The following is a 25,108-nucleotide window of genomic DNA, read 5'->3' as shown; positions in this document are numbered from 1 at the left end:
CGGACACCCTGCCCCCGGGTGAGCAGGCCCAGCGCCGTCACGGCAGGGTACGCGTGCGGCCCCGCCAGTCCAGACACACCACGGCCGCGTCCTGCGACAGCTCGGCACCGTGGCGGTGCTGAACGAGGCCGTCGACGACGGCCCGCGCCGTCTCGTGCGGGGAGGCCGTACGGGTGGCGGCGATGGTCTCGCGCAGGGCGTGCTCACCGAAGGCGTGACTCCCCGCCCCTTGTGCGGACGAACCGTGTACCCCGCTGCTGACGACGACCAGCCTGTCACCGGGCAGTACCTGGAACGGCTGCTGGTGGTAATCGGTCTCCTCGAACATGCCCAGCGGGGCCTCGGGCTGGAACTCCACCCGTTCCACGATGTCGTCGCGCAACCGGAAGAGCTGGGGCGAGCCGGCATCGATGCCGTGCGCCCGGCCGGTTTCCAGATCGAAGTGCAGCAGCAGGGACGGCGCGTAACGCTTGCCGCCGTATTCCGCGTAGACCGCCTGGTCGGCCAGGCACGCCTGGTCTTCCAGCGAGATCTCGGCGCGTCGTGCGTTGCGCAGCGCGTTGATCGTGAGGTTGGTCAGCAGGGCCGCGTCGATCCCGTGACCCTGTCCGTCCGTGACCGTGATGTTTAGGGTGTCGTCGGTGGCGCTCCAGTCGAAGTTGTCACCACCGATCGCGTAGGCGGGCTCCAAGTGGCCGCCCAGCGTGTATTCGGCCACCTCGAAACCCCTCCCGGGCAGCAGCTGCCACTGCATTTCCGCTGCCAGGGTCAGCCGTCTGCGGCGTCGCCCCTGCAGGTAGAGGTCGGTGTTGCGGTCGGCCACGACCAGTTCGTGTCCGAGGGCTGTGGCGAAGTCGGCCATCTCCAACACCGCCGACGCCCCCTGCCCCGGCTCGGGCAGCCGTACCGACAGCACCCCGATACGGTCACCGCGTACGGTGACCGGGAGGTGGACCACGACCAGGCCCGGCTCGTCGACGACCTCGACGACGGGCGCGCCGGCGGCGAAGGCCCGGGCCGCCGGCAGTCCGTCGCGCACCAGGACCGCTTCTCCGGTATGAGGGAGTCGGGTGACGGGCTGCAACGCGGTGAGGCTGTAGTCGGCCAGCAGCAACGTGACGGCCCTCGCACCCATGTACCGGATGAGCAGTTCCTCCGCCGCAGCCGGCAGAGCGGTAGGGGGCGCCGCCCGCAACGCCCTCTCCGCGGCCCCCAGCCAAACTCCGGAATGGTCGCTCATGGCCTCTTCTCCCCTCACCCGCACGATCAGTGCACGGGCGGCACAGCAAGCGGCGGCGGTCTCTCTTCGAGTCTTCCACCCGTCGGCACCGACATGCGTGATCCGTCGGTGTCGGAGCCGGGTGTCGCGGTGTGCAGGGGAGGGGGCCGGCCGCGGAGCCGCGGGCTCACGCCTCGGGAGGGGCCTCGCTCCCCCGGCGCTGCCGTTGGCGGTAGTTGCGCATGGATACCTGGGAGCCGCAGCCGGTACTGCAGTAAAGCCCTGAGCCGTTGCGCGTGCGGTCGAAGAACCCGAAATGGCACGGAGGGTTGCGGCACGCCTTCACGCGTCCCCACTCGCCGGTCTGCGCGAAGGTCGTCACTGCGGCCAGTACGGTCCCGAGCACACGCGGCACCCCTGTCTGCGGCGACGCCAGCTCGACACCACTGGCTGTGACCACCGTCGCCAGCGGGTAGAGCGCACCTGCGCGCCGCAGGTGTTGCTCGGCGTGCCGGAGCGGCTCGCCCAGGCTCTCCTCATCGCCCGAGTGCGCGAGCAGCAGGGTCACCAGGGCGTCACGCAGCTCCCGTGCGGCTGCGGCATCGGCATCGGTCGCCATGGCATCGCCGCCGAATTCGTCGTGCTCCGCGAGCCACGCCGCGAAGGAGGGCCCGTCCGCGAACAGCTCCCGCTGGCCGCCACCGTTCGCGCGCGTGTTCACGAACGCGAGGACGGTCTCCACCACCGGCATGACGGCGCGCGGGCTGGGTTTCGCAGATCCGGCTGCAGCACTGCTCATCCGCCCATCGTACCTGAGCGAGAAGAGGCGCTAAGTCGCCTCACACACAACATGCAGCATCGACCCGCTTGACGCGTTATGAGCTAACAGTTTACGGTCGCAACATGAACGGATCACCGAACCAGCAGACCAGCCCCCGCACATGGCTCATCACCGGCGCGACGTCCGGCATCGGCCGCGAACTGACCCTCCAGGCACTGGAGAACGGCGACGTCGTCTCCGCCCTCGCCCGCGACACCGCTTCACTGGACGAACTGACCGAAGCGCACGGCGACAGCCTGCTCCTCATCCGGGCAGACGTACGTGACGAGCAAGCCGTGCAGGAAGCGGTGGAACGTACGCTCTCGCGGTTCGGCCGCATCGACGTGGTGGCCAACAACGCCGGCTACGGACTCTTCGGAGCCGTCGAGGAGGCCTCCGACACGCAAGTCCGCGCCGTGTTCGACACCAACGTCTTCGGCGTGCTCAACGTGCTGCGCGCGACGCTGCCGGTACTCCGCTCCCAGCGGTCCGGACACATCCTCCAGGGCTCGTCGGTCTACGGGCAGTCCGCCCACCCCGGCGTGGGACTGCTGGCCGCGACCAAGTACGCGGTCGAGGGACTGTCGGACGCCCTGGTGGCCGAGGTCGCACCGCTCGGCATCAAAGTCACGATCATCCAGCCCGGAATGACCGCCACCCCCTTCCTGTCCAACCTCGACGTCGCAGCCGGCCTCGACGACTACGACCTGACCGTCCGCGAGGTCCAGAAGGGCATCGGAGAGATGCCCGCCTCGGCGTTCTCCTGCGCGGCCCGGATCGCCGAAGGCATCCGCACTGCGGTCGACAGCCCCAACCCCCCGCTGCGCCTGGCCCTCGGCACCTCCAGCGCCACCGGCATGCGCACCGCCCTGGAGGCCCGCACCGCAGACTTGGACGACTGGAATCGCGTGACCGACGCCGTCGACAGGTGAGCACGATTCCCACACGGGCCTCGGCATTTACGGCCGAGGCCCCCTCGGCGACGGGATCCGCCCGCGCGGTGCAGGGGCGCGCCGCTCGGCTTGGACAAGCGCCTGGCTGACAGAGGAATTTCTCCGCGGACCCTTGCCCACGCCCAGGCCGAACACCCCGAGAACCGGTCACACCAGCCCTTTGACCGGCAAGGTCATGTTGACGGAGGCTCACTGGCTACCCCGACGCCCCGGCCCGAACAGGGCGGTCACGAACAATCGCACGAGAGGTGCCGCAAGCACTTAGGAACCGGCTGCCCGAGCTGCAAGTCGTTCAGCACTTCCCCACCGGGGCTATGGCCGAAGGCGGAGTTGTGCGAGATGGCGTCGAGCGTCGTTGTCCCACGCTGGGCACATCGCGATGAAGCCCGACAAGACGTCGATCCTGCGCGATCCCTCTGCCCGCTGCCAGATCTCGTACGGTCCCGCCATCCACCGTCCCTCTCCGCCGAGCGTGTCTCCGCGTCGCGAACCCTACGACGCGCCCCCATCAGCGGGGTCCAACGGGTTTCCCGGCTCGGCGGACGAGCCTCGTCTTCACTCTCGGGCGTGGAAGGCGTTGCGGTAGACGGCCGGGGTCATGCCGATCTGGCGGCTCAGGTGCTGGCGGAGCGACTCGCCGGAGCCGAGGCCACTGCGGCCGGCCACCTGGTCGACGGTGAGATCGGTGGTCTCCAGCAGTTCGCGGGCCCGCAGGAGCCTCTGCTGGAGCAGCCATTGGAACGGGGTCACACCCGTCTCGGCGGTGAAGCGGCGGGTCAGGGTCCGCATACTGACCTTGGCTTGAGCGGCCAGGTCGCGCAGGGGGATCGGCTGGTCCAGGTGCTGTAGTGCCCAGATGCGGGCCGCGTCCAAGGAGGAGTCGGTCTGGGCCGGGAGCGGGGTCTGTACGAACTGTGCCTGCCCGCCGTGACGCACGGGGGTGACGACGGCGGCGCGGGCCGCCGCGTTGGCCACGGCCGCGCCGTAGTCGGACCGGATCAGGTGCAGGCACAGGTCGATTCCGGCGGCCGAGCCCGCACCGGTGATGACCGCTCCGTCCTCGGCGAACAGCCGGTCGGCGTCCAGGCGCACGGACGGGAAGGTGCGCTGCATTTCCTCGGCCAGGACCCAGTGGGTGGTGGCGACACGGCCGTGGAGGAGTCCGGCTTGGGCGAGGACGAAGGCGCCGCTGCAGATCGAGGCAACGCGCTTGCCCGCGGCGGCCGCCTCCCGCAAGGCGTCCAGTGCGGCCGGCTCGGCGTCGTGCCGGCTGGCGGTCGAGGGGACGATCACCGTGTCCGCTGCCGCGACCGCCCCGAGGCCGTGCCGTACCACCACCTCGATGCCGCCGGAGGCGGCGATCACGCCGGGCGTGGCGGTGCACACCGTCACCTCGTAGCCGGGGCGTCCGTCGACTTCGACGGAGCCGAGCAGCGTGGACGGCATGGACAGGTCGAAGGGTTTGACCGCCGGAACGGCCAGGACGGCGACACGATGCATGGCTGGATCCTTGGGGGTCGTGGCTTTCGGGCCAGTAACCTACCCCGCGTCCGCGCGGCAGAGTGGGGCGTGCGGACGGGCCCTCCGTTAACCGCGTTTCCCCTTCGGGGAAGCGTTCCACTTTTGAAGGTGAACGGAGACGAGACCATGGGTGGATCAGTCGTGGGTGGATCAGTCGTCATCGGGGCTGGCGCGACCGGGGTCGCGACCGCCAGGCAGCTGGCAGAAAGCGGTGAGCGGGTCCGCCTCATCACCCGCAGCGGCAGCGGTCCTGACCACCCCGCCATCGAACGGGTCGCCCTGGACGCGGGGCGCACTGATGAGCTGGCCGAGGCTCTGGCCGGAGCGGCCACGGTCTTCAACGCCGCCATGACCGCGTATCAGAGCTGGCCGGAGACCATGCCACCGTTGTTCGCCTCGATTCTCGACGCGACCGAGCGGGCCGGGGCCGACTACGTGATGCTCGGCAATCACTACGGCTACCAGCAGACCAACGGGCCGGTCACCGAGCGCACCCCGATGGCCCCGCACACCCGAAAGGGCCGGGTGAGGGCCGAACTGTGGCAGCGGGCCAAGACGGCGAACGACGAAGGGCGGCTGAGGGTCGCCGAAGTGCGAGCCGGCCAGTACCTGGGCTCAGGCGCAGTCTCCGCGTTCACCCTGCTGGTCGCTCCCCGGGTCCGCGAGGGTGAACTGGCTCTCGTCCACGGCAACCCCGATGCGGCGCATTCGTTTTCCTACACCGAGGACGTCGCAGCGGCGCTGGTGGCGGTCAGCCGGGATGAGCGGGCATGGGGACGCGCCTGGCACGCCCCGGTCATCACCACGACCGTGCGTCATGCCGCAACTGACCTCGCCGCACTCCACGGAGCGCCCGAACCGCGGTTGGAGCCACTCACCGAACGGGACTTGGCACTGCTGTCCTTCGCCGATCCACTGTGGCGTGAGTTCGCCGAGATGAGCTACATGTCCGAGCGTCCGTTCATCGTGGACGACAGCGATATCCGCGACACCTTCGGCCTCAAACCTTCAACGCTCCGTCAGGCGCTGGCGGCCTGACGGGGCGGTGGGCGGCCCGGGGCTCCCGGGCCGCCCCCACACCACCCGGACATGGGCGGAGGGTGCCGCGGAGGGGCGGCGGAGGCCGGTCAGAGGCGGAAGAGCACTCCGCTCCAGGTCCAGCCCGCGTCGAGGACGGTCTGACGGAGCGGGTCCTTGATCTGGCTGGTCGCGAAGCGGACGGTCCGGACTCTGTGTTCCCGTCCGTCGGGGCTCTTCTGTTTCTCGTAGACCCAGTACACCGCGTGGGCAGGGCCGCTGGAGCGCTGACCGCGGGTGTGCTCGGCGAACGAGCCCTCCCTTTGCTCGTCGAGGGCCCTCACCTCCCTCTTCACCGGGTCCAGGCGCATCCGGGTCCACAGTCGTACGCGCAGCCCGGGCACCCGGCACTCCGCGACCAGATCACCCTCCTTCACAGTGCCGTGGCGCACGACGAAGGGAACGTCAGGTCCGTTGAGCGCGAGGAGCGCCGCGCGCAGCTCTTGGGCGGGCCTCGGTGTGACGTTTTCGTCGGGGTACCGAGTGCCGAGGTACTTGTCCGTAAATCGGCCCACGGCTATGCCACGTCCCCGGTGTGCTCGATGGGTGCGTGCAGTGTCATGCGTGTCGAAGGGCGTGGCGGTCAGCGGTCAGCGCCGCCAGCTCCGCGTTGGCACGCTCGGTGACGTGGGCGAGGACCCGGGCGGCGGCGGCCAGGTCCTCGGCGGGTATCGCGCCCCAGATGCGGGCGGAGATGGGGGCGGTCTCCGCCCCGACGGCGGCCATGAGCTCGCTGCCCGCGTCCGTGGGGCAAAGGTGCGCGCCCTTCGCGACGAGCAGCTGCTTGGCCAGCAGTTCGTCGAGGGTGGCGCGGATGTCGGCCGGGTCGGTCTTGAGGGAGCCCTGGACCTGGGTGACGAGATCGTCCGGTGTCTGCGGGGCGTCGGCGATGAGGGCGGCGCGGAGGGCGACCTGCTGCTGGAACGTGATGCCGTGCCGGGCCAGCACGTGCTCCAGGACGCCGCGGGCGGCGTAGTGGGCCAGGGCGAGGTCCCGTGCGCCGGCGACGGGTGCGGTGGTGGTGGATGCACTGGTGGTCATGGTGTTGTCCCCTGAGGTCTCTCGTCGATCGGCACGGATGGGGTGAGAGGTGCGTCGAGCAGGGTCGTCAGCTCGTCGGTGAACGCGCGCGTCCGCGGGGCGTCGGGGCCGCCGAGAGGCTCCAGCAACTGCTGAAGCAGTTCCTGGACCGCCGCGATGGCCTGCCGCGTGACGGCCTGACCCTGCCCGGTGAGGGCGAGTTGCACGGCGCGCGGGTCGCGGGGGTCTCGTGTGCGCTCGATGAGACCGGCCGACTCCAGGGCGCGCGCCAGCTTCGAGACGTACAGCGCCTCCAGGCCGGTGTGGTCGGCGAGTCGGCGCTGGCTGGGCCGCTCGCCGGTGCGCTGCATGCCGTGCAGCGACGCGACCAGTACGTACTGCGCGTGGGTGAGGCCCAGCGGAGCCAGCGCGCGATCGACCGCGACGCGCCATTTGCCGGCGAGCCGCCATACCAGGAAGCCGGGCGTGGGGCCCGGTGAAGCCTTGCTCATGGCAAATAGAGTACATGACTACTATGTCCATGGCTATTATTTAGGAGGCGGGTCGGCGCCGGCGGTCTGTTCGGGATGCACGGCAGCGGTCTGGGACGGGACGCCCAGACCGCTGCACCACGACCGTCAGGTCCGGTGCCCCTCGTCTGAGGTTCGATGGGCTACCCGAGCCAGGGACGGTTCCAGTACTCCGCCGTGTTCTGGTTCCTGGCGGCTTCCGTCACCGTCGCCCCGGACTCCGCCGCTTCGTCGGTTGCAGTGCTTTCGCCGACGTACCCGCTCTCGGCGAGGGTGGTGAGGATGTTCTGCCAGGTCCCGTCGATACTCCACAGGCGCAGGCGCTCCGCGCAGCGGTGCCAGGGTCCGTAGCGCGGCGGCAGGTCGTGCCAGCGGCGACCGCCGTCCTGCTGCCACAGGATGCCGTTGACAATGCTCCGGTAGTCCGGGCCGCCCGGTCCGCACCGCGGGAGCAAGCCGCAGACAGCCGCCCACTGCCGATCATCGAGGTCATGGAATGCGTTCACACCGGGTGAACGATCCGCCCGCGACCCAGGGCACGAGTCGCTTCGACCGTCGCCGATTCTCCGTAGGGGCCGGACTCGGGCCTCCGGTCGCGGCCGCGGGCAGTCGGTTTCGTATTCTCGTGACGCCGGAGAGGAATCCGGCGGCCGCAAGGGGAAGCTGATGGCATTCGGAAAGAACAGGCAGGACGCGCCCTTCGAGGCGGTGCACTGGGACGAGATCACCCAGTTCACGGTGGGCAGGATGATGCGGCGCACGGTCCGCAAGTCGAAGCGGGGCGAGGGCCCGCACGCGGTCCGGTTCATGAGGGCGCGCGGGGGCGACGAGTACATGGTCCCCGGCGTCTACATAGTCCCCGCGGAACCGTCCGGACCGCTCGCGAAGGGTGGCTTCCGGCTCTTCGAGGACGAGGGCGGACGGCAGTTGCTCTGTACGGTGCTCCCGGACCGCTCCGACCGCTTCCGGGTGACGGACGCCACCGGCCGGGAGCTCGGCTCGGTCCATCGCACTCCGACCGCGAAGCGACTCACCCAGCAGAGCCTGTGGATGGAACAGCCCGGTCATCCCGCCATCGTGGCGCCCCGCAACTGGGCGAGGGGCGGCCCGGGGGCGGCCCTCGGGCGCGGGGTGGGCCGTGTCCTCGGCGGGGTCGTCGACTCCTTGCTGTCCTTCGGGTCCGACGAAGCGGGCTCCGGTGCCGACCTCAAGCCGGTGGTCTGGGTGGCGGGCGCGGAAGGCACCGAGGGGGAAGGGGCGGCCGGGGAGTACGGGCAAGCCGTGCTGACCTTCCCGCGCAGCACCGAGGGCAAGCGCTGGTACTTCGTCGAGCGGGACGGCTGGCTGGACAAACGCCTCGCCTTCGCGCTGGCGGTGCTGCGCGAGAGCGAAACCCTCGGCGCCGACCACCGCTGAACGGCGCGCCCGGCCCGGGCGGGACCGACGCGGCGCCGTTCTGCCGGCGGGCTCTCGCCGGCCTGGTGTTCTGGTCGTGGAGAGAGCGTCGGGTCCGGAAGCACAAGAGGGACAGGTCCTACCAATTCGTTTTGCGTGTGGGGTATCCCTGGAGGACGGCCCTGCTCAGGGGTCGTTTCCCCCGCCCAAGGAGGCCTGCCGTGAACGGCTGGTACGTGGACGACCGTTGCTTCAACTGCGATGTCGCGCGGCAGCTCGCGCCCGGGCTGATCGGCGAGGTTGACGGAAGGTCCGAGATCCTGCGGCCGCCGCGCGATGAAGCGGAGACGCGGCGCTTACACGCAGCCGCCTTCGCCTGCCCCACCCGCTCCATCCGCCCCACCTCCGGACAACCGGACCGGCGGCTCGATCCCTTTCCCATGGCCCTGGACAGCGCCGTACTGTTGTGCGGGCACAACTCACAGCGCACTGCCGGAGCCAATTCCTACTTGCTCCTGCGGCCCTCCCTCACGGTCATGATGATCGACACTCCCCGCTGGAGCAGTGAACTCGCCGCGCGGTACTCAGCCTTGGGCCCGGTCACCGATGTGCTGCTCACCCACCGGGACCACGCTGCACACGGCCGCCGCTACGCGGACCACTTCGGTGCCCGGCTGTGGATCCACGAGGGCGACCTCGATGCGGCGCCGGACGCGGACCAGGTGATCCGGGGCCTTGAGCCTGTTGAAATCGGTGAGGGGGTCACCGCGCACCCGCTGCCCGGCCACACTCCGGGCAGCGTGCTCTACCTCGCCGACGACCGGTACTGCTTCAGCGGGGACAGCTTCTACTGGTCACGCACCACCGGCGATCTGGAAGTCGCGGAAAGCGTGATCTGGTACTCCGTCGAGGAGTTGGCTGCCTCACTGGCCAGAACGGCCGGACGCCTCCGGTTCGAATGGGTCCTGCCAGGCCACGGTGACCGCCGCCGGCTGCCCGCCGACGAGATGTCCCGGCGGCTGACCACGCTGTCCGTGCGCACGCGGCAGCTGCAGCCCCGGCCGGTCGACCTCAGCGCCGTTCGCTGGTGAAGGAGCGGAGCCGATCACGGCGGGGCGGTTGGCGGAAGAACACTGCCGCCGCCAGAGCGATCCGGCTGCCGGGGCGCACCAGTTCGACGTTGTCGGGCCAGACCGACGGATCCGGAAGCTCCAGGCAGCGGGCAAGGCGCGCAGCGAAGCGGGGGACGACGGGCGCCGCGACGGCGGTCAGCAGGCGGGCCGCGGCCAGCTCCAGCGCGACGGCCGTACGGGTCTCGTCCGCCCAGGCCGGGTCGTCGGCGTGCAGCCGCTGCGCGGCGGAGAAGCGCACGGTGTCCTCGACCAGCCCGGTGAGTTCGGCCGCGGCGTCCCGCAGGGAGAAGCCCTCGGGGCCGAGCGCTCCGGTGGCGGCGGTGAGGCGGGTGCCGAGCCGGGCGAGGAAGGCGGAGTGTTCGGGGGTCCAGTTCCCGGCGTCGGGTGCGCGGCCGCCGTGGTGCATGGCGACGCGGGCGCCGAGGTCGTTCAGCCAGGACTGCCAGGTCCCGATGAGGGTGTCGGCCAGCGTGGTGTCGTACGCGGATCGCCGGAAGTCGGTGCGGACGCCCTCGGGGCGGGTGGAGGCGAGGAAGTAACGGACCGAGTCGACGGTGTCGGGACTCAGGATGTCCTTGCCCCAGACGGCGTGGCGGCGGCTGGTGGAGAACTTGCTGCCCTCCAACAAGTAGAACTCGTTGACGTGGTAGTCGATATCGGGTTCCCAGTCCGGGTGGGCCAGCTCGTAGAGGATGGGGTAGAGCAGTGAGTGGTAGAAGCTGTTGTCGTAGCCGAAGAAGTGGACGATCTTCCATTCCCGCCGGGGTTCCGCGGCCCGCCAGTCACGGCCGAGGCGGGTGCCGAGCGACTCGATGCCGTGCAGGAAGCCGTAGCTCATCTCCGGCCACACCCAGATGACCTGGCCGGGTACCTCTCCGCCGGCCGGGGTGACGCCCCAGGCGGAGGGGTGGGTGAGGGGCAGGTCGAATCGTGGGCGGTCGAAGACGCGCCGGGCGAGGTCGGCGAGACGGGCCGGGACCCGGCCGAGCCGGTGGTGCTCGCGGACGGTGTCGCGGAAGGCGTGCACGGGCAGGGAGTAGCGGCTGATCCGCTCCCGGCGGGGCGCGGCGGAGGACCGCGCGGACATGGCGGCGGTGAGGTCGTGCACCAGGTTCGGCTCGCCGCACTCCTCGCAGATGTTGCCGCCGGTGGCCGCGGGGCAGTGCGGGCAGCCGCCGCTCACGTCGGCCTCGTACAGGTAATGGCCGTTCTCCGCGTCGACGAGGGCGTCGGATTCGGTCACGCGGACGGCGCCGGAGGCGGTGACGTGGGCGAAGAAGTCCCGCAGCCCGTCCGCGTACTCGGGATCGGTGCTGGTCACCGTGTACTGGTCGACGGTGATGTCCATCAGGCGCAGGGTCTGGGCGATCTCTGCGCTGAAGTGTGCGGCGGTCTCGGCGGGAGTGCGTCCGTCCCTCAGGCCGGCGGCGGGAACGTAGCTCTGGTAGTCGTCGCTGCCGGTGAGGTGGTAGGCCTCGGCGCCGGTCATCCGCTGGAAGCGGACGTACGCGTCGGCGCCCAGGTAGGGGCCGCAGAGGTGGCCCAGGTGCAGGTCACCGTTGGGGGTGGGTGGGGTGGAGAAGACGAAGACCGGGCGGTCGCCGAAGGAGGCGCGCCGGATGTCGGCGGCCGATGCGAGGGCCCGGCCGGGGTCGCGCCAGTACTGGGTGACGAAGACCAGGTCGTTGTCCCCCGTGTTCTCCAGGACGTGCGACTCGAAGGGTTCGAAGAGGACGACGGTGCCGGGCTCCACGGGGTGACGCGCCCCGTCGACGTCGAACTCGCCGCGGCCCGCGACGATCACGAAGCACTCGGTCTCGTCGTGGTGGTGGCCGGTGGAGCGGACGCCGGGGGCCACCCGGCCCCAGCCCGCACCGACTCCGAGGCCGTCCATCGCGCTCATGTCGATGCCGAACGCCTCGCTGAGCGCATGCGGGTCGTACCTGTTGATGATCATTTGATGTCCCTCGTCTCGTCTGCTGCGGAGTCCCGCAGGTGCAGGAGGCCGGCGGCATCCGCCGCGAGTGCGGGGGCGAGCCGGTAGCCGGAGCCGCCGGCCGCACCGGCGAAGACCAGGCGGCCCGCGGCGTCGAGTGCCGTGACGACGGGGCCGGAGCCGCGGGGGTGGTAGGCGTCGCAGAAGACCCGTCCCGAGGCGCAGCGTGCGGCGAACTCCGGCGCGTACCCGGCCAGGAGCTCCCGTGCCTCGTGCAGGTTCTGCGGCGACACGCCGCCGCTCAGGCCGTCCGGGGTGACGTCCCACTCCCGGCAGGTGTAGCTGAACAGCCAGTGACCGCGCTCGTGCAGGGGCAGGAGGAAGGCGTCCTCGTCGTGGAAGACGACCGCGCCGTCCCCCGTGGAGGTCGGGATGTCCACGTGCAGGGCCACGATCTTCTTCACGCGCAGCCCGAGCGGTGCGAGTGCCTTCGCCCACGCCGGGTCGTCGAGCCAGGGCCCGGGGCCAGGACCACCCGGCCGGCGGTGACCTCGTCGCCCGTGCCGAGGCGGAGCGGTGACGTCGTCAGGGCCGGGTCGCGCGGCGGTCACCCGTACGCCCTCCCGGAAGGCGGCGTACGGGCGCATGGCGCGGGCCAACCCGGCGGTGAGGGCGGCCACGTCGGCGTACTGGCAGCCGTCGGCCGTCCACGCCGCCTTGCCGTCGGGCACGGTGACCCGGCGTGCGGCGACCGGGCTCGGGGCGGGGCGCAGCCGGGCGGCGGGAAGGTAGGCGGTGTGGAGTGCGGCCTGCGCGTCCGCGTCGGCGATCACCGTCATCCCGAGTGGGTGGACGGGTACGTCGGGCTGGGCCGCGCGCAGCTTCTCGTACCAGTCCTGGCTGTACGCGGTCATCCGTCGGACGTGCTCGGTGGCGCCGCGGGGGAAGTGCAGTCCGGCTGAGCGGCGGGTGGCGCCGGAGCCGACGGTGTCGCGGTCGAGGACCATGACGCTGGTGCCGGGGCTGCGGTGCAGGACCTCCCGGGCGGTCATGCAGCCGACGACCCCGGCGCCGACGACTGCCACGTCGACGTAGGTGCTCGTCCCGTGGGCCGGCCCGGCGGCTCCAGGCGCGGCGAGGCCGGAGGGTGCGGAGCCCGCGCGGGCGTTCACCGGTCGTTCCACGTCTGTTTGGAGTCCGGTTTCGAGGACCAGTCGATGAAGGAGGCCAGCTGATCGTCGCCGCGTACCCCGCGCAGCCGGTCCGCTATCCGGCGGCTGCGCCATGCGTTCAGGCTCAGGTTCACGTCGGCGAGCCCGCGCTGGGCGCGGACCGCGTTCTGCAGGAAGACGGCGTGCTGCGGCGGGCCGTCCCAGCGGACCGCGAAGTCCTCGTCCACGCGGAATTCGTCGCCCTCGCGCTCCAGGCGCCCCGCGATGGGGGCCAGGAACGGGGTGGGCGCGGGCCGGAAGCCGGTGGCCCAGACGATGAGGTCGGCTTCGTGCTGTTCGGCGGCGTCCGGTTCGTCGTTGTGCCGGGCGGCGACCTCCCAGTTGCCCCGGACGCCCCGGGTGACGGTGGTGACCTCACGGTTCGGGTAGAGCCCGACCAGGTCGGGCAGCCCCTCGACGAACCGGTGGACGTACAGCTGCTGGTAGATGGCGCGCAGCGTGTCCTCGGAGATCCCGTCGCTGCTGAGCAGGGTGTCCTGGTTGACCGCGCGCCGGGCGTCGGCGGGCAGACGGTAGAAGTGGTCCGAGAAGGACGGCGTGTAGAAGTCATTGGTGAACGGCGAATCGTCGATCGGAAGGTAGGTCCGGCGCCGGGAGAGCCATGAGATCCGCCGTGGCCGGTCCGCCGCGGGTCGGGTAATGAGGTCGAGGAACGCCTCTGCGCCCGACTGGCCGCCGCCGACGACCATGACCCGCTTGCCGGCCAGGTGCACGGCCTTCGTGATGAACTCGCTGACGTGGAACTGGGTGGGACCGAGCAGTTCGCGGGCCTGCGGCGGGACGTACGGGCTGCTGCCGACACCGACCACGATGTGGTCGGCGGTGATCGTGCGCCGGCTCGTGCGGACCCGGAAGACCCGGTCGAAAGTGACCTCGTGGACCTCCTCGCCGAAGACCACGTACGGATTGCGTTCGGCGGCCCAGGCCAGGTAGTTGCGGAACTCCTGGCGTGGGACGGCGGAGAACTGGGCGTTCAGGAAGTGGTAGACGCGGCCTTGCTCATGGAGGTACGAGAGGAAGGAGAATCGATTCGTCGGATCGGCGAGGCTCACGAGGTCCTTGAAGAGGGAGACCTGGAGGGTACTTCCGGGCATCTGCTGGCCGTCGTGCCAGGCGAACTCCTCTTTCCGGTCGAGGAAGAGGTTGGGCACGTCGGCGTGGTCGTGGAGCAGTGACGCGAGGCTGAGGTTCGCCGGTCCCACGCCGACACCGACGCACCGGTAGTGCACGGGTGGGTGGCCGCGGCTCTCGTTCCCCATATCGGTGTCCTTCCTTGGCAGGTGAGTGGGTCAGAAGATCGCGCGTGCTGCGCGGCCCTCACACGGACAGCTCCCGCAAGCGCGCTGCCACGCCGTGCTCCCGCAGGAAGCTCAGCCGGCGGGCCGCTTCCGGGCCCTGCGCCGCGCGCTGCAGGCCGGCCGGCAGCGCGCCGTCCAGCACCCGGGTCACGCCGAGGGCGAGCGGCAACGGGACGCAGAGCGCCATCGCGCTCTCCCGGGCGGTGCCCGTGAGAGCGAGCAGGCATTCGCCCCGCCGGCCGGGCCCGCCCCGCTCGGTACCGAGGGTCACGGAGACGGCGAGGACGACCCGGTCGCGGTCCTCCCCCGTGGCCGGGTAGCGCTGGGCAAGGTCCTGGGCGAGGGCGCGGCTCCGGTCGGGGTCCCCGGTCTCCACCGTGCGGAAGACCGGCTGCCAGGCCGCCTTCCGGCCGCTGCTGCGCAGCGTGCCGCGGATGAAGGGGCGCAGCCGCCGGCCGTCCGGGATCCGGTACTGCGCGCTGAAGGGCACGCTGTTGTCGCGGTTCGGGTACGCGAACGCGTTCGGTGCGGCCGGCAGCCCGCCGCAGTACGAGGTCAGGTCGACGGGCCCGGCACTGTCCCCGACGGCCTTTCGGGCGACGTACACCAGTTCGTGCGCGAGGAGGTGGTCGATGCCGGGGTCGAGTCCCGCTTCGGTCTGGCCGACGAGCCCGCAGCGGCCCGCTTCGGCTCGGCCGGTCAGCCCGAGCCGGTCGAGCAGCGCCACGGCCTTGGACCGCGTACGGCCCCGTACGAAGACCCGTCCGGCCTGCTCGCACAGCAGGCCGAGTCCGCTGCGGCCGACGGACAGGCCGGTACCGATCCAGTGCACGGTGCGCCCGGGGCCGGCCGGGAGAGGGCGGGCGGCATCGCGCAGTGCAGCCGGCAGTGCATCGGGCATCGAAGGCCTCCTCGACGTGCTCGGCGGGGGCGGATCCGCTTGCTGCGCCCTCAGGACCGCCCCGTCCGGGGCGAGGGGCGCGGGCCGCTCGGGGTACCGCGCGGGGCAGGTCAGCGAGCGGCCGGGAAGGGGGTGCCGCCGTCCGGCGCTCCGGCGCCCTGCGCACGCCACCAGGCGCGGCCCTCTTCGGGCAGGGTGTACAGCGGGTCGTAGTACTCGTGGAGCCGGTCGAGGTCGTCCTCGTTCCCGCTGTCCACGGCGGTGCGGTAGCTCTTCGACCAGTACGAGATTCCGCGTACCCCGTCGTAGTGCGTCGGCTGGTGCACCCATCGTTTGCCGACGAACGGTACGTCGCACACGATCCGCGGGGTGGCGAAGCCGGGCAGATAGCCCATGATCGCGTGCTGGAGGCGCTGGGCCTCGGCGACCGAGGTCCGCCAGTGTTCACTGAACGGGATCATGTCGCACATGTAGAAGTAGTAGGGCATGATCCCGGCCCGGTCGAGCAGCGCGAAGCACAGGTCCAGCAGGGCCCTCGGAGTGTCGTTGACGGTGCGCAGGAGCACGGCCTGGTTGCGGATGTCGCGCAGTCCCGCGTCGAGCAGCAGCCGCGCGGCCTCCGCGACGCCGCTGGTAATCTGCTGGGCGGCGTTGGCGTGGGTGTGCAGCGCGATCTGCACCCCGCGGGCCCGCGCGGTCGCGGTGAGCCGCGAGATGCCGGCGAGCACGGGTTCGGCCGTCCAGTGCTGTGGCAGTCCGATGAGAGCCTTGCTGGCGAGCCGCACGTCCCGGACCGACTCGATGTCGAGCAGGGACTCGACGAAGGATTCCACGCGCGGCCAGGGGACGTTCGCGACGTCGCCGCCGGAGACGACCACGTCACGGACGGCCGGGGTCTTGCGCAGGTAGTCGATCATCGCTTGGAGCCGGGCGCCGGGTTTGAGGGCGAAACTCGCCTTGGTGATCTGGGCGGTGGAGTTGCCGACGAGGTCCATGCGGGTGCAGTGGCCACAGTACTGCGGGCAGGTGGCGACCAGTTCGGCGAGGACCTTGGTGGGGTAGCGGTGCGTCAGCCCCTCCGTGGCCCACATGTCGCGCTCGTGCAGGGAGTCCCGCTCGGCCTTGGGGTGGGAGGGGTAGTCGGTCCGGCGGTCGGAGAACACCGGGAGCATGTAGCGGCGTACCGGATCGGCGTAGTAGGCGTCGGTGAGGCTGTCGGGGCCGGTAGCCGCGACGTGCGGGGCAATGGTGTTGATCATGTACGGGGTGACGAGCATGGACATCGTGGCCCGCTCGCACTGGTCGCGGTCCAGGTCGGCCAGGAAGCGGTCGCCGAGCGCCGGTCCGGTCACCTCGCGGAGCTGGCGGAGGTTCTTGACGCAGTGGGCCCGTTGCCACTGGGCGGAGCCCCACTCCTCCTGCGTGACATCACGCCAGCCGGGTAATCGACGGTGGTCCGGCTCCAGGGCCGGGCTGTAGGCATAGGCGTACGGCTGCGGCAGTCCGTCGAGCATGGCGGGGTCCTCTCCATCGGTCCCGCGCGGTGCGGGAGGCAGGACGCGCTGTGCTGTGGGGGCACGGTGGCGGCGATCAGCCGCCACCGCCGTGGGGTGCGGGGCGCGGTCAGGCCTTGCCGCCGCCGGGGCCGATGAGGGCGAAGTCCGGAGCGCAGACGGTGGATCCGGTCGAAGCCTGCGCCAGGGTGTGCGCGCCGCCCAGGGCCCGCCGGTAGGGCTCGCTCAGCTCCGTCAGCACGTCGTCCAGCGGCTGTCGCACCCTCGGTAGCCGAGCGAGCGCCGCCTCCACCTGGGTGCGCCACCGCTCGCGGATCGCTGCGTCGGCGCCCTGGGCGGTGGTCACGGTCCCCCGGCAGCCGGGGGACGCGCACCGGCACTCCATGCTCCAGCCGGTGTCCTCCGTGAAGGTGGCGTAGTCGCAGGTCACCTCCTCCCCCGGCGCGATGTCCCGTACTGCCACGCCGAAGTCCAGTCCGAGATCGAGGACGTTGGCCTCGCAGGAGTGGTTCATCAGGTACGCGTCGAGGCAGGGCAGCAGCAGACTCCCGTCGGCGAGCAGGTGGCCGTAGGTGTCGAGCCGTTCGAAGCGGTCCGGGGGCAGGGCGGCGACCTGTTCCCTGGTCCAGCGGGAGCACGTGGTGCAGGGGCACCACACCGCCGTGCCGGCCGGGATCGGCCGGGTGGCGAACAGCCCCACGTTGTGGGTGCGGCTGGCGCGGATGTCGATTCCACTGGTCAGCACGTGATCACGCCAGTTTCAGGGTGTCGGCGAGCCGGGCCTCCAACTCCTCGGTGCGCTCCCGCGTCCGGCCGAGGACCAGGTAGCGCCACTTGCCGTCGAAGGCCAGCGTGTCGGCGGTGAGGACGACGCCCTCGTCGGCTCCGGGGGTGAAGTCCAGTCCGGCGGCCCGCACCCGGGCCAGCCCGGCCGCGAACTCGGCTTCGACCCCGCCGGGCCGCGAGTCGGCGATCCATACCGAGGCGGCTGCGCGCTCCTCGCCGAGCAGTCGGCGTACGAGCAGGTCCAGGTAGGTGCACCCGGTCTTGCGGACGTTGCTCTCCGTGGCATGGAGGGTGTCGTCGGCGGTGATGCCGCCGTCGATGTCGAACGGGCCGCGGTATCCCGCCTCGTGGAGACGGCGGCCGAGGGCGAGGCCGCCCCTCACCAGTTCGTCGGTCGCGCCGGAACTCGCCACGAGAGGGGTGACCTGGCCGCTGAAGCTGCCGTTCGGTGTGCGCATCTCGCCGACGTGCAGGACCTGCGGACCGGCGGCGTACACCTCCATCTCGACGGTGACCACTCGGGCGAAGTCGAGTCGCTCCTCGACGACCCAGCCGGGCGGCTGTTCGGCGACCGAGTCGAGGTAGACGGCGAGCTCGGCATCGAGACGGGGCAGGTCGGCGGCTTCCCAGAAGCGGACCCCGTAGCCGTTGGAGCCGCGGACCGGCTTGACGACGGCGGCGCCCTTGGCGTCGAGCACCTTGCGCAGGGCGGCCGCGAGGTCCTGGGGCCCGGCACAGGTGTGGCCTTCGGCGACGCGGATACCGAGCTCGGTGGCTGTCCGCCGGAAACCGCTCTTGGTGTTGATCGCGTACACGGCCTCGACAGCGCCGTCCGGGACGCCGGAATCCCCGTAGCCCTCGACGGGGACGCCCAGTTCGGCCGCCAGGTCGAGGGCCGGGCGGTCCTGGGCGAATGCCTGGAAGCGGATGCCGGGCCGGTTCCGGGCCTCCTCGCGCAACCGGCCCACGAGTCCGTTCGCGCGGACGGCGGCGGTGAGGGTGGCGAGACCCTCGGTGGGCGCGTCGAGCAGGGTCACGTCCGAGGGGGCGAAGCCGAGCAGTTCGCAGGCGTAGTCGCACAGGGGCTTCGACATCGCGCGCGGGGTGACGAGTACGTCGCCGGGGCGGGTGAGCCAGATCTTGCGCGGGGACACGGCGACGAGGGCATCGGCGTGCCGGTGCACGGGGACGGTGACCATCAGCTCGTTGACGAAGTTGCCGAACACGAGCAGGGGGTAGTCGCGCCGCGAGGCGGTGCTCGGCACGGCGGTACCCGCGCTGCCGGTGGTAGGTGTGGTGTCCATGTCCCTCACTCCCCCGCCTTGACGCCGCCGTAGACGGCGTGGCCGGCCTTCATCCAGTACACGTCGACTTCCCGGAAGCCCGCCGCGCTCAGCCACTGGAGCTGCTGGGAAAGCGGGGACGGCTTGTCGAGTTCGTCCGGGTACTCGAAGCAGCTCCACTCGAGGGCGTGGAACTTCTCGTAGGGGGCGGTGCCGCCCGTTGCGGCGAGCGCCTGGTCGCGTACGGACTCGTTCCACATGCGGCGGGCCAGTGCCAGGCCCCGGTCGCCGGTGGGCTGGACGAGGTCGGCGATGACCAGGGCCCCGCCGGGCCGCAGGAGGGCGTGCACGTCGCGGAAGAGCTCCTGTTTGCCGGGACCGTCGAGGTGGTGGACGGCCAGCGAGGAGACGACGGCGGCCGGCGCCACGGCGCGTCGTCGCCATGACCGGTCCGGGAGATCGAACTGCTCGGTGCGGAACCGGGGGCCGTGTCCGGCGAGTTCCTTGGCGGCCGCGTCCAGCATCGTGGAGCTGAGGTCCATCCCGACGACGGTGGCCAGCGGGAACGCCCGGAGCAGCGTGTCGCTCAGCCGGCCCTGGCCGCAGCACAGGTCGAGGATCTCGGCCGGTTCGCCGATCGGTGGGATCAGCGAGGCCACGACGTCCATCTGGACGCCGCGCTCCGGAACGAAGTATTCACCCAGCTCGATGAACTCACGCGAATCGGTCTCTTCCCAGTCCTCTTGCACGCTCATGTGGTTCCTTTCCCGTTCATCTCGCGACAGCGAAGCCGGCAGAATGGCGCGCGAAAGCGCACGCACCGTGAATGGAAAATGAAAAATCGTCACATCGTCGGAGCCCGACGACTGTGCAGGTACCACCGTGGCGGAAGAAATCCCCACACGCCGGTATGACTATATCCGACTCTTAGGATCCGTAGAGGAATTGCCGTACGGATCTCAGAACGTGTTCCGTTGCGTCCGCATGGCACATGTGGCCGGCCCCCGCGATGACTTCGCCGGTGCCGAGCACGACCGATTCGGTCAGCAGGGCGACGTGCTCCGGACCTGCCCATCCGTCCAGGTCCCCGGCGAGAGCCAGGGTCGGGCACCTGACGGCGGGAAGGTGCTCCATCTCCCGGTGGAGGACGGGAAAGACGATTTCGTTGAAGTAACGCAGGGCGTCCACGTTGGCGGACCACCCGGCCAGTCTCGCCTGCCAGGCGGCGAGGCGGTCCGTCATCGGCCCGACCCACAAGGGGATCACCTCGGCGATGAGCCGGCCGAGGCCCGCGTCGTCCGCGGGATAGGCGTCGCCCTGCGCCTCCAGCGCGGCGAGGGCCCGCGCGACGGCGGCTTCCGAATGCCGGGCCCGGTGAAACGCGTCCGCTTGCGCCTCCGCCCGGTCCCCTCCGTACGCCGGAGTGCCCAGCAGCACGAGTCTGCGCACGAGGTCCGGGTACCGGGCGGCGGTCAGCGAGGCCACCGCGCCGCCATGGGAGTGGCCGAGCAGGTCCACCGGGCCGCCGCCCGCCTCGCGCCGGATCCAGGCCGCGAGGTCGGCGGCGTAGGACTCCAGCGCGTAGTCCCCGTCCGCGGGGCGCGGGCTGGACCCGGCTCCCCTCGGGTGGACGATCGCCACCGTGCGGCTGTCCGCGAGGCCGTCCAGCGGTTCGAGGTACCGGGGATCCATGCCGGGCCCTCCCGGGTGGCACACGACCAGCGGGCCGCTGCCGCGCCAGGTCGTGGCGAGCGGTACGACGGCGGGCGGCGCGGGGGCCATCAGCCCTCCTTCGGGACGAGCAGCCGGGCGCAGACCGCAGCCGCCAGCGCCAGCGCCGCCGCGATGGCCAGGGCACGGGCCGGGGAGCCGTTGTCGACCACGACGCCGCCGAGGGAGGTGCCCACGGGGAAGCCGATCAGGTTCACACTGATCGACACCGTCATCACCCGGCCCAGGCGCTCCGGTTCGGTGCGCCGCAGCCGCAGCGACATCAGACTGACGTTGACCGTGCCCTCCATCACCCCGAACAGGGCGAGGCCCGTACCCAGCGCCACGAGCGAGCCGAGGGCGCTGACGGGATAGACGGCGAGGGCGGACAGGACGAGGGCGCCGACCATGAAGCGGCGCTCCAGCCCGGCGCGCACGTACTTGCCCGCCAGCAGCGCGCCCGTACCGCCCGCCAGGCCCAGTACGGCCCAGATCACGCCGACGTAGCGGCTGGAGGACGCCTCGTCGGCCACGTGGCCGCCCACCGCGACCGGGACGATGATCACGAGCATCCCGTACGCCACCTGGAAGACGGCGTACGAGGCCGCGAGGCCGCGCAGCGTCGGATTGCGCAGCAGGTAGGTGATGCCTTCCCAGGCCGAGCGCAGCAGGTGCTGCTCGGGCTCCTCCGGATCCCGTGCCACGCCCCGGTCAGCGCCGGCCTTGGCCGTGCCGCCGCGCAACAGCGAGAGGCTCAGCGCCGCGAGAGCGTACATGGCGGCGACCGTGAGCAGCGCCGGATTGGCCCCGGACAGCGCGAAGAGGGCGCCCGCCACGAGCGGCCCGCCGACTTCGATCACCGAATACGTGCTCAGGTCCAGCGCGTTGGCCCGGTCGTAGGCCGCATCGGGGACGAACTGGGGGAAGAGGGTGCGGATACCGCCGTCGGTGAGCGGACTGGTGATCGAGAAAAGGCCCAGCATGACATAGAGGACGGCCGGGGTGAGCCGGTCGAGGACGGAGAAGACGGCTATCCCGCCGACGAGCACGGCGCTGGCCGTGGTGTCCATCGCCACGGCCCGCAAGGCCCCGAAGCGGTCGAGCACGGCGCCGGCGATCGGGCTCACGAGGAACCCGGGAAGCGTCAGGAACGCGCTGCTGAGACCGGCGACCTCGGCCGAGCCGAACTCGGCGATCGCGTAGAGCACGACGACGAAGAGCAGCATGCCGTGCGCGAGCCGGGACAGGCAGGCGGCCAGCAGCAATTGGGGAACGTTACGGCTCGTCAGCACCTCGCGGTACGTGACCGATGGAATGCCCGCTTCCTGTAACTCGCTGGGGCGTGGGGTCATGGTGTCGCGATCACCTGCTGCTCATCTCCTGAGGGCGAAGGTGAAATGAAAAGGTCCCGGACAGCCTGACATGTTGCCACGCGCGGACGCCCTGTGGAAGTCTCCCGGAGATCACCGATATCCGTGAACAAGTCCGAAGTGGCCGGAAATCACGCATGGATGGAATGGGAATCCGACCCGGTGGCGATCTTTTTGTCGTCGACTTGTGGCCGACCTGGTTCCGGCCGTCTTTACACCCCTGGAACGCACGAGGAGAAGACCCCTGTGACCACACCCGGACCAGTACCGCCGGATCGCCGTGATCTCGACGTCCTCTATCTCGGATGGCAGCGCGAGGCCGTCGAAGCGCTTCGGGATCTCGGGGCCGATGTGACCTGCGTGGTCTCTTTCCCTGACCGCTTCAAGCCATCCGAGGAAGGATTCACGGGTGTGGTCGCGGTCGCCCGCGACCACACGTCGGTGGAGGAGGTGCTCGGCGCCCTGGCCGATCTGCGTCTTGCGCCGTCCGCCTTCCTGACCGTGTGCACCGAGGACGAGTTCGCGATCGTGACAGCCTCCGTTCTCGCGGAGCTCGGCTGCCCGCAAGCCTTCCTCACCCCCGCCGTCGCGCTGGCCCTGCGCGACAAGGGCCTGCAGAAGCAGCGGGTACGGGACGCCGGGCTGCCGGTGGCGGACAGCATGCGCTTTTGCGGCCTGGACGCACTGGCCGGGGCCGTGGAGAGCGGTTCGGTCGCACTCCCCCTCGTGGTGAAGCCGCCGGCCGGTGCCGGCTCGGTCCACACCCGGGTCGTCCACGACCCGGCGGGACTCGCCGCCTTCGCCCGGGACGTGGGGGACGCCCCCGGGCCCTGGCTGGTCGAGTCGTTCGTCCCCGGCGAGGAACTGCACGTCGACGGAGCCGTCCGCGACGGCCGGACGGTGGTCGTGTCGGTGAGCCGGTACCTGCACAACGTGGTCGAGGTGCACCGGGGCCGGCTCGTCGCCTCCGCCACCCTGGACGCCTGCTCCGACCATGCCTTGTCGGATGCGGTGGCCGCTTTGACCGAACGTGCGCTGCGCGCGATCGGACACGCCGACGGGGTGTTCCACCTGGAGGCGTTCCATGACGACGGCGCCCTCGTCTTCGGCGAGTGCGCCGGGCGCATCGGCGGCGGCATGATCCTGGAGGCGGTACGAGGGAAGTACGGAGTGGACCTCTACCGGGAATGGGCCGCGGCGGCCCTCGGCCTGCCCTCCCCGGCGGCGGGCGGCGGCGCGCCCGGTACCGGTCCGGAGCCGGAGAAGGACTCCTTCGGATGGGTCAATCTGGCCGCGCCACCGGGCCGGATCCGGCTCCTGCCTTCGCAGACGTCCATGGAGAACCGGCCGGGGGTGGTCCAGGCGCAGCTCTGGGCCAAGGAGGGCGACCGGATCGGGGACATGCGCGAGGGCTCCCACCTACTGGTGGCGAAGGCCTTGGTACGAGCGCCCGCCGAAGCGGTGGTACGGGAACGGCTGGCCGAGGTCGGGCAGTGGTTCTCGGCGGCCCTGGAGATGGAGCCCGCGCCCGTCGCCGACGCAGAGGGCGGTTCGGATGTCTGACGCCCGCGAGCCCGAGGTCCGCACGCTCTCGCTCGTCCAGGCCGGGAAACTCGCCCCCTGGGCCGCCCTGTGCGGCTCCGCGGACCTGTTCTGCACCCCGCGGTGGCTGGCCGTGGAGCAGGCGGCCGTCGGTCCCTGGGTGCCGACGGCGGCCCGGTGCCTGACCGTTCCGGCACCCGCGTCCGGGGCTGCCCCCGTGGCCGCCGTGGACGGCGAGCGGCTGCTGGCGGGGATCACGGTGCAGCGCTTCGACCGGTCCGTCGACGACGACACGGTCCGGCTCGACAAGATGCTGGCCCCCGGGGCGGGCACGAGCGCGCGGGAACTGGCCGGCGTGCTGCAGCCGTCCCTGATGTGCGGCGGATGGTTCAACTCCCGGGTGCTGACCGCCCCCGGCATGCCGGAGCGGCAGCGCCGGCCGGCACGCCGCTCCCTGATCCGCGCCGCGATCAGCACCGCGAGGTCCTGGGACTGCCCGGCCGTCTTCCTCCCCTACGTGGACGCGGCCGACCGAGGGCTGCGCTGCGATCTGCGTGCGGCGGGGTTCACGGAGTTCCCGGCTCCGGCCCGGCACGTCTTCGACTGCGGCTTTCCCGGGCACGCCGCCTACGTGGAGACCCTGCCCTCGCGGCGCAAGGTCCGGCTGCGCAAGGAGCTGCGGCGGTTCGCCGAGGCCGGGGTGGTCACTGCGCACTCACCGCTCGACGGGTCCAACGTGGAGCGGATCGCGGCCCTGGCGCACGGCCTGGAGCAGAAGTACGAACAGGTCTCCTCACAGGAGCAGTTGACGCAGTGGTTCGCCGCGATCGCGGTGAACACCGACGCGACCGTGTTCACCGCAGCGCTGGGGGGCCGGCCGTTCGCCATGTCGATGTGGCTGCGCCACGAGGAGCGGCTCTACGGCTTCCACGCGGGTTTCGACTACGAGGTCGGCGTGGGCCTGCCCGGGTACGCGGTGGTCGGGTACCACCTTCCCATCGCGTACGCCTGCGACGAACCGGGCCTGACGACGATGGAGTACGGGATCAGCGCGGACGAGGCGAAGCTGCTGCGCGGCACCGAGGCGATGCCGCAGGTGCTGGCCGTCAAACCGCTGACCGGGCCGGCCGAGCGGGCGCTCGCCGCTTGCGCACCTGCGGAGCCCGACGGGGACCGGCTTCCCTAGCCCGGCGGGCACGGGCGGCACCGGCCCCACCGGGACCGCGTCACCGCGGCCGGTGGTGTGCTCGGGCCTCGGCGGCGGCCTTCAGGTCGTTGAGCCAACCTTCGAGTCCCCGGCGCAGGATGGCGGTCGCGGTGGGGACGTCGGCGTCGACCTGGGGGCCGGTGTGGGTCTCCTCCGTGCTCACCCTGACACCTCCCCGGGTCTCGGTGAAGTTCCACACGTGGACGCCGTCGATGTGCAGTCCCTCGCCGATCGCCGGGCCCGTCCAGCGGATGCAGGAGTGGTGCCCGAGCTGTGCGACGGTCGAGGTGATCTCCAGACTTGTGGCCGGAGTCGGATTGGGGGGCACCGGAGTTGTCCACCGGAAGGCCGAATCCCGGCGGAGGGGGCCGTGGTCGAGGCGTTCCGCGGTCGTCACGGGAGCCTGCCAGGACGGCCAGCGCTCGATGTCGGTCTGCAGTTCCCAGACCGTGCGCAGCGGGGCGTCGATGAGGATCTCGGCCCGGTGCCGGACGCCGGCGGCCGGGTCGACACCGGCCCCGCGGCAGGTGAGGGACGGGGCGGGGTGGGGGCCGTGGGGGACGGCTGCGCCGGCGGGTACCGCGGTGGTGCCGAGGAGGCCGACGACGAGCGGGATGGTGAACAGGGCGGTGCGGATGCCGGTGCGGCGGATGCCGGTCAT

The 25,108-nt window shown here is 71.2% G+C and carries 24 protein-coding genes; 6 read left to right on the top strand and 18 right to left on the bottom strand.

Annotation, left to right across the window (positions count from 1 at the left end; genetic code table 11):
- Nucleotides 1-37: 37 nt before the first annotated feature.
- A complete protein-coding gene (locus tag OHA81_RS30380; protein ID WP_329201249.1) occupies nucleotides 38-1,240 on the bottom strand; it encodes a PP2C family protein-serine/threonine phosphatase in 1,203 nt (400 codons plus the stop codon).
- Nucleotides 1,241-1,406: 166 nt separating this feature from the next.
- Nucleotides 1,407-2,018, bottom strand: coding sequence for a CGNR zinc finger domain-containing protein (locus OHA81_RS30375; protein ID WP_329201247.1), 612 nt, complete (start codon nucleotides 2,016-2,018; stop codon nucleotides 1,407-1,409).
- Nucleotides 2,019-2,122: 104 nt separating this feature from the next.
- Between OHA81_RS30375 and OHA81_RS30370 the strand changes: the two genes are divergently transcribed.
- Nucleotides 2,123-2,971, top strand: a complete 849-nt coding sequence (locus OHA81_RS30370) for an SDR family NAD(P)-dependent oxidoreductase (protein WP_329201245.1) — start codon at nucleotides 2,123-2,125, stop codon at nucleotides 2,969-2,971.
- A gap of 576 nt (nucleotides 2,972-3,547) precedes the next feature.
- On the opposite strand, the gene OHA81_RS30365 is transcribed toward OHA81_RS30370, so the two are convergent.
- Nucleotides 3,548-4,492, bottom strand: a complete 945-nt coding sequence (locus OHA81_RS30365) for a GlxA family transcriptional regulator (protein WP_329201243.1) — start codon at nucleotides 4,490-4,492, stop codon at nucleotides 3,548-3,550.
- Between the two features lie 129 nt (nucleotides 4,493-4,621).
- Here OHA81_RS30365 and OHA81_RS30360 point away from each other — a divergent pair, with 129 nt between their 5' ends.
- A complete protein-coding gene (locus OHA81_RS30360; RefSeq protein WP_329201241.1) occupies nucleotides 4,622-5,551 on the top strand; it encodes an NAD-dependent epimerase/dehydratase family protein in 930 nt (309 codons plus the stop codon).
- 89 nt (nucleotides 5,552-5,640) lie between these two features.
- Here OHA81_RS30360 and OHA81_RS30355 read toward each other — a convergent pair whose 3' ends face one another.
- From OHA81_RS30355 to OHA81_RS30340, 4 genes are all read right to left on the bottom strand, one after another.
- A complete protein-coding gene (locus OHA81_RS30355; RefSeq protein ID WP_329201239.1) occupies nucleotides 5,641-6,105 on the bottom strand; it encodes a hypothetical protein in 465 nt (154 codons plus the stop codon).
- Nucleotides 6,106-6,148: 43 nt separating this feature from the next.
- Entirely contained in the window at nucleotides 6,149-6,631 is a 483-nt protein-coding gene (locus tag OHA81_RS30350) for a MarR family transcriptional regulator (protein WP_329201237.1), read from the bottom strand.
- The gene (locus OHA81_RS30345) at nucleotides 6,628-7,122 is read right to left on the bottom strand and encodes a MarR family winged helix-turn-helix transcriptional regulator (protein ID WP_329201235.1); all 495 of its coding nucleotides are present in this window, start codon (nucleotides 7,120-7,122) and stop codon (nucleotides 6,628-6,630) included. The genes OHA81_RS30350 and OHA81_RS30345 overlap by 4 nt, the downstream gene beginning before the upstream one ends.
- A gap of 161 nt (nucleotides 7,123-7,283) precedes the next feature.
- Nucleotides 7,284-7,646 (bottom strand): transposase, encoded by a 363-nt coding sequence (locus OHA81_RS30340; protein WP_329201233.1) that lies wholly within the window; start codon nucleotides 7,644-7,646, stop codon nucleotides 7,284-7,286.
- A 160-nt stretch (nucleotides 7,647-7,806) separates the two neighbouring features.
- Here OHA81_RS30340 and OHA81_RS30335 point away from each other — a divergent pair, with 160 nt between their 5' ends.
- Together OHA81_RS30335 and OHA81_RS30330 are read left to right on the top strand one after the other, a co-directional pair.
- The gene (locus tag OHA81_RS30335; protein ID WP_329201231.1) at nucleotides 7,807-8,556 is read left to right on the top strand and encodes a hypothetical protein; all 750 of its coding nucleotides are present in this window, start codon (nucleotides 7,807-7,809) and stop codon (nucleotides 8,554-8,556) included.
- A 200-nt stretch (nucleotides 8,557-8,756) separates the two neighbouring features.
- On the top strand, nucleotides 8,757-9,626 hold the full coding sequence (locus tag OHA81_RS30330) for an MBL fold metallo-hydrolase (protein WP_329201229.1): 870 nt from the start codon (nucleotides 8,757-8,759) through the stop codon (nucleotides 9,624-9,626).
- On the opposite strand, the gene OHA81_RS30325 is transcribed toward OHA81_RS30330, so the two are convergent.
- From OHA81_RS30325 to OHA81_RS30280, 10 genes are all read right to left on the bottom strand, one after another.
- Nucleotides 9,607-11,625 (bottom strand): class I tRNA ligase family protein, encoded by a 2,019-nt coding sequence (locus OHA81_RS30325; RefSeq protein ID WP_329201227.1) that lies wholly within the window; start codon nucleotides 11,623-11,625, stop codon nucleotides 9,607-9,609. The two genes, OHA81_RS30330 and OHA81_RS30325, sit on opposite strands and share 20 nt — an antisense overlap.
- Complete coding sequence (locus tag OHA81_RS30320; protein WP_329201225.1) at nucleotides 11,622-12,776, bottom strand: FAD-dependent oxidoreductase; 1,155 nt, start codon at nucleotides 12,774-12,776, stop codon at nucleotides 11,622-11,624. Before OHA81_RS30320 ends, OHA81_RS30325 begins: the two co-directional genes overlap by 4 nt.
- Entirely contained in the window at nucleotides 12,773-14,095 is a 1,323-nt protein-coding gene (locus OHA81_RS30315; RefSeq protein ID WP_329201223.1) for a lysine N(6)-hydroxylase/L-ornithine N(5)-oxygenase family protein, read from the bottom strand. The genes OHA81_RS30320 and OHA81_RS30315 overlap by 4 nt, the downstream gene beginning before the upstream one ends.
- A 58-nt stretch (nucleotides 14,096-14,153) precedes the next feature.
- Nucleotides 14,154-15,035, bottom strand: coding sequence for a hypothetical protein (locus OHA81_RS30310; protein WP_329201221.1), 882 nt, complete (start codon nucleotides 15,033-15,035; stop codon nucleotides 14,154-14,156).
- Nucleotides 15,036-15,145: 110 nt separating this feature from the next.
- Entirely contained in the window at nucleotides 15,146-16,549 is a 1,404-nt protein-coding gene (locus OHA81_RS30305) for a KamA family radical SAM protein (RefSeq protein ID WP_329201220.1), read from the bottom strand.
- 109 nt (nucleotides 16,550-16,658) lie between these two features.
- Nucleotides 16,659-17,294, bottom strand: a complete 636-nt coding sequence (locus OHA81_RS30300) for an SET domain-containing protein (protein WP_329201218.1) — start codon at nucleotides 17,292-17,294, stop codon at nucleotides 16,659-16,661.
- 4 nt (nucleotides 17,295-17,298) lie between these two features.
- A complete protein-coding gene (locus tag OHA81_RS30295) occupies nucleotides 17,299-18,639 on the bottom strand; it encodes a peptide ligase PGM1-related protein (protein WP_329201217.1) in 1,341 nt (446 codons plus the stop codon).
- Between the two features lie 5 nt (nucleotides 18,640-18,644).
- Nucleotides 18,645-19,373, bottom strand: a complete 729-nt coding sequence (locus OHA81_RS30290) for a class I SAM-dependent methyltransferase (protein ID WP_329201216.1) — start codon at nucleotides 19,371-19,373, stop codon at nucleotides 18,645-18,647.
- Between the two features lie 172 nt (nucleotides 19,374-19,545).
- Nucleotides 19,546-20,400, bottom strand: coding sequence for an alpha/beta fold hydrolase (locus OHA81_RS30285; protein ID WP_329201214.1), 855 nt, complete (start codon nucleotides 20,398-20,400; stop codon nucleotides 19,546-19,548).
- Entirely contained in the window at nucleotides 20,400-21,680 is a 1,281-nt protein-coding gene (locus OHA81_RS30280; protein ID WP_329201212.1) for an MFS transporter, read from the bottom strand. The genes OHA81_RS30285 and OHA81_RS30280 overlap by 1 nt, the downstream gene beginning before the upstream one ends.
- A gap of 429 nt (nucleotides 21,681-22,109) precedes the next feature.
- On the opposite strand from OHA81_RS30280, the gene OHA81_RS30275 reads away from it, so the two are divergent.
- Together OHA81_RS30275 and OHA81_RS30270 are read left to right on the top strand one after the other, a co-directional pair.
- Nucleotides 22,110-23,261, top strand: coding sequence for an ATP-grasp domain-containing protein (locus tag OHA81_RS30275; protein WP_329201210.1), 1,152 nt, complete (start codon nucleotides 22,110-22,112; stop codon nucleotides 23,259-23,261).
- Nucleotides 23,254-24,426 carry a GNAT family N-acetyltransferase gene (locus OHA81_RS30270; RefSeq protein WP_329201208.1) on the top strand — a complete coding sequence of 391 codons (1,173 nt, stop codon included), beginning with the start codon at nucleotides 23,254-23,256 and terminating at the stop codon, nucleotides 24,424-24,426. Before OHA81_RS30275 ends, OHA81_RS30270 begins: the two co-directional genes overlap by 8 nt.
- Nucleotides 24,427-24,466: 40 nt before the next feature.
- On the opposite strand, the gene OHA81_RS30265 is transcribed toward OHA81_RS30270, so the two are convergent.
- A complete protein-coding gene (locus OHA81_RS30265) occupies nucleotides 24,467-25,108 on the bottom strand; it encodes an SRPBCC family protein (protein ID WP_329201206.1) in 642 nt (213 codons plus the stop codon).

Source organism: Streptomyces sp. NBC_00667, assembly GCF_036226825.1.
GTDB lineage: Bacteria > Actinomycetota > Actinomycetes > Streptomycetales > Streptomycetaceae > Streptomyces.
Note: the sequence above shows the minus strand (reverse complement) of the source record. Positions and strands in the feature narration are given on the sequence as shown.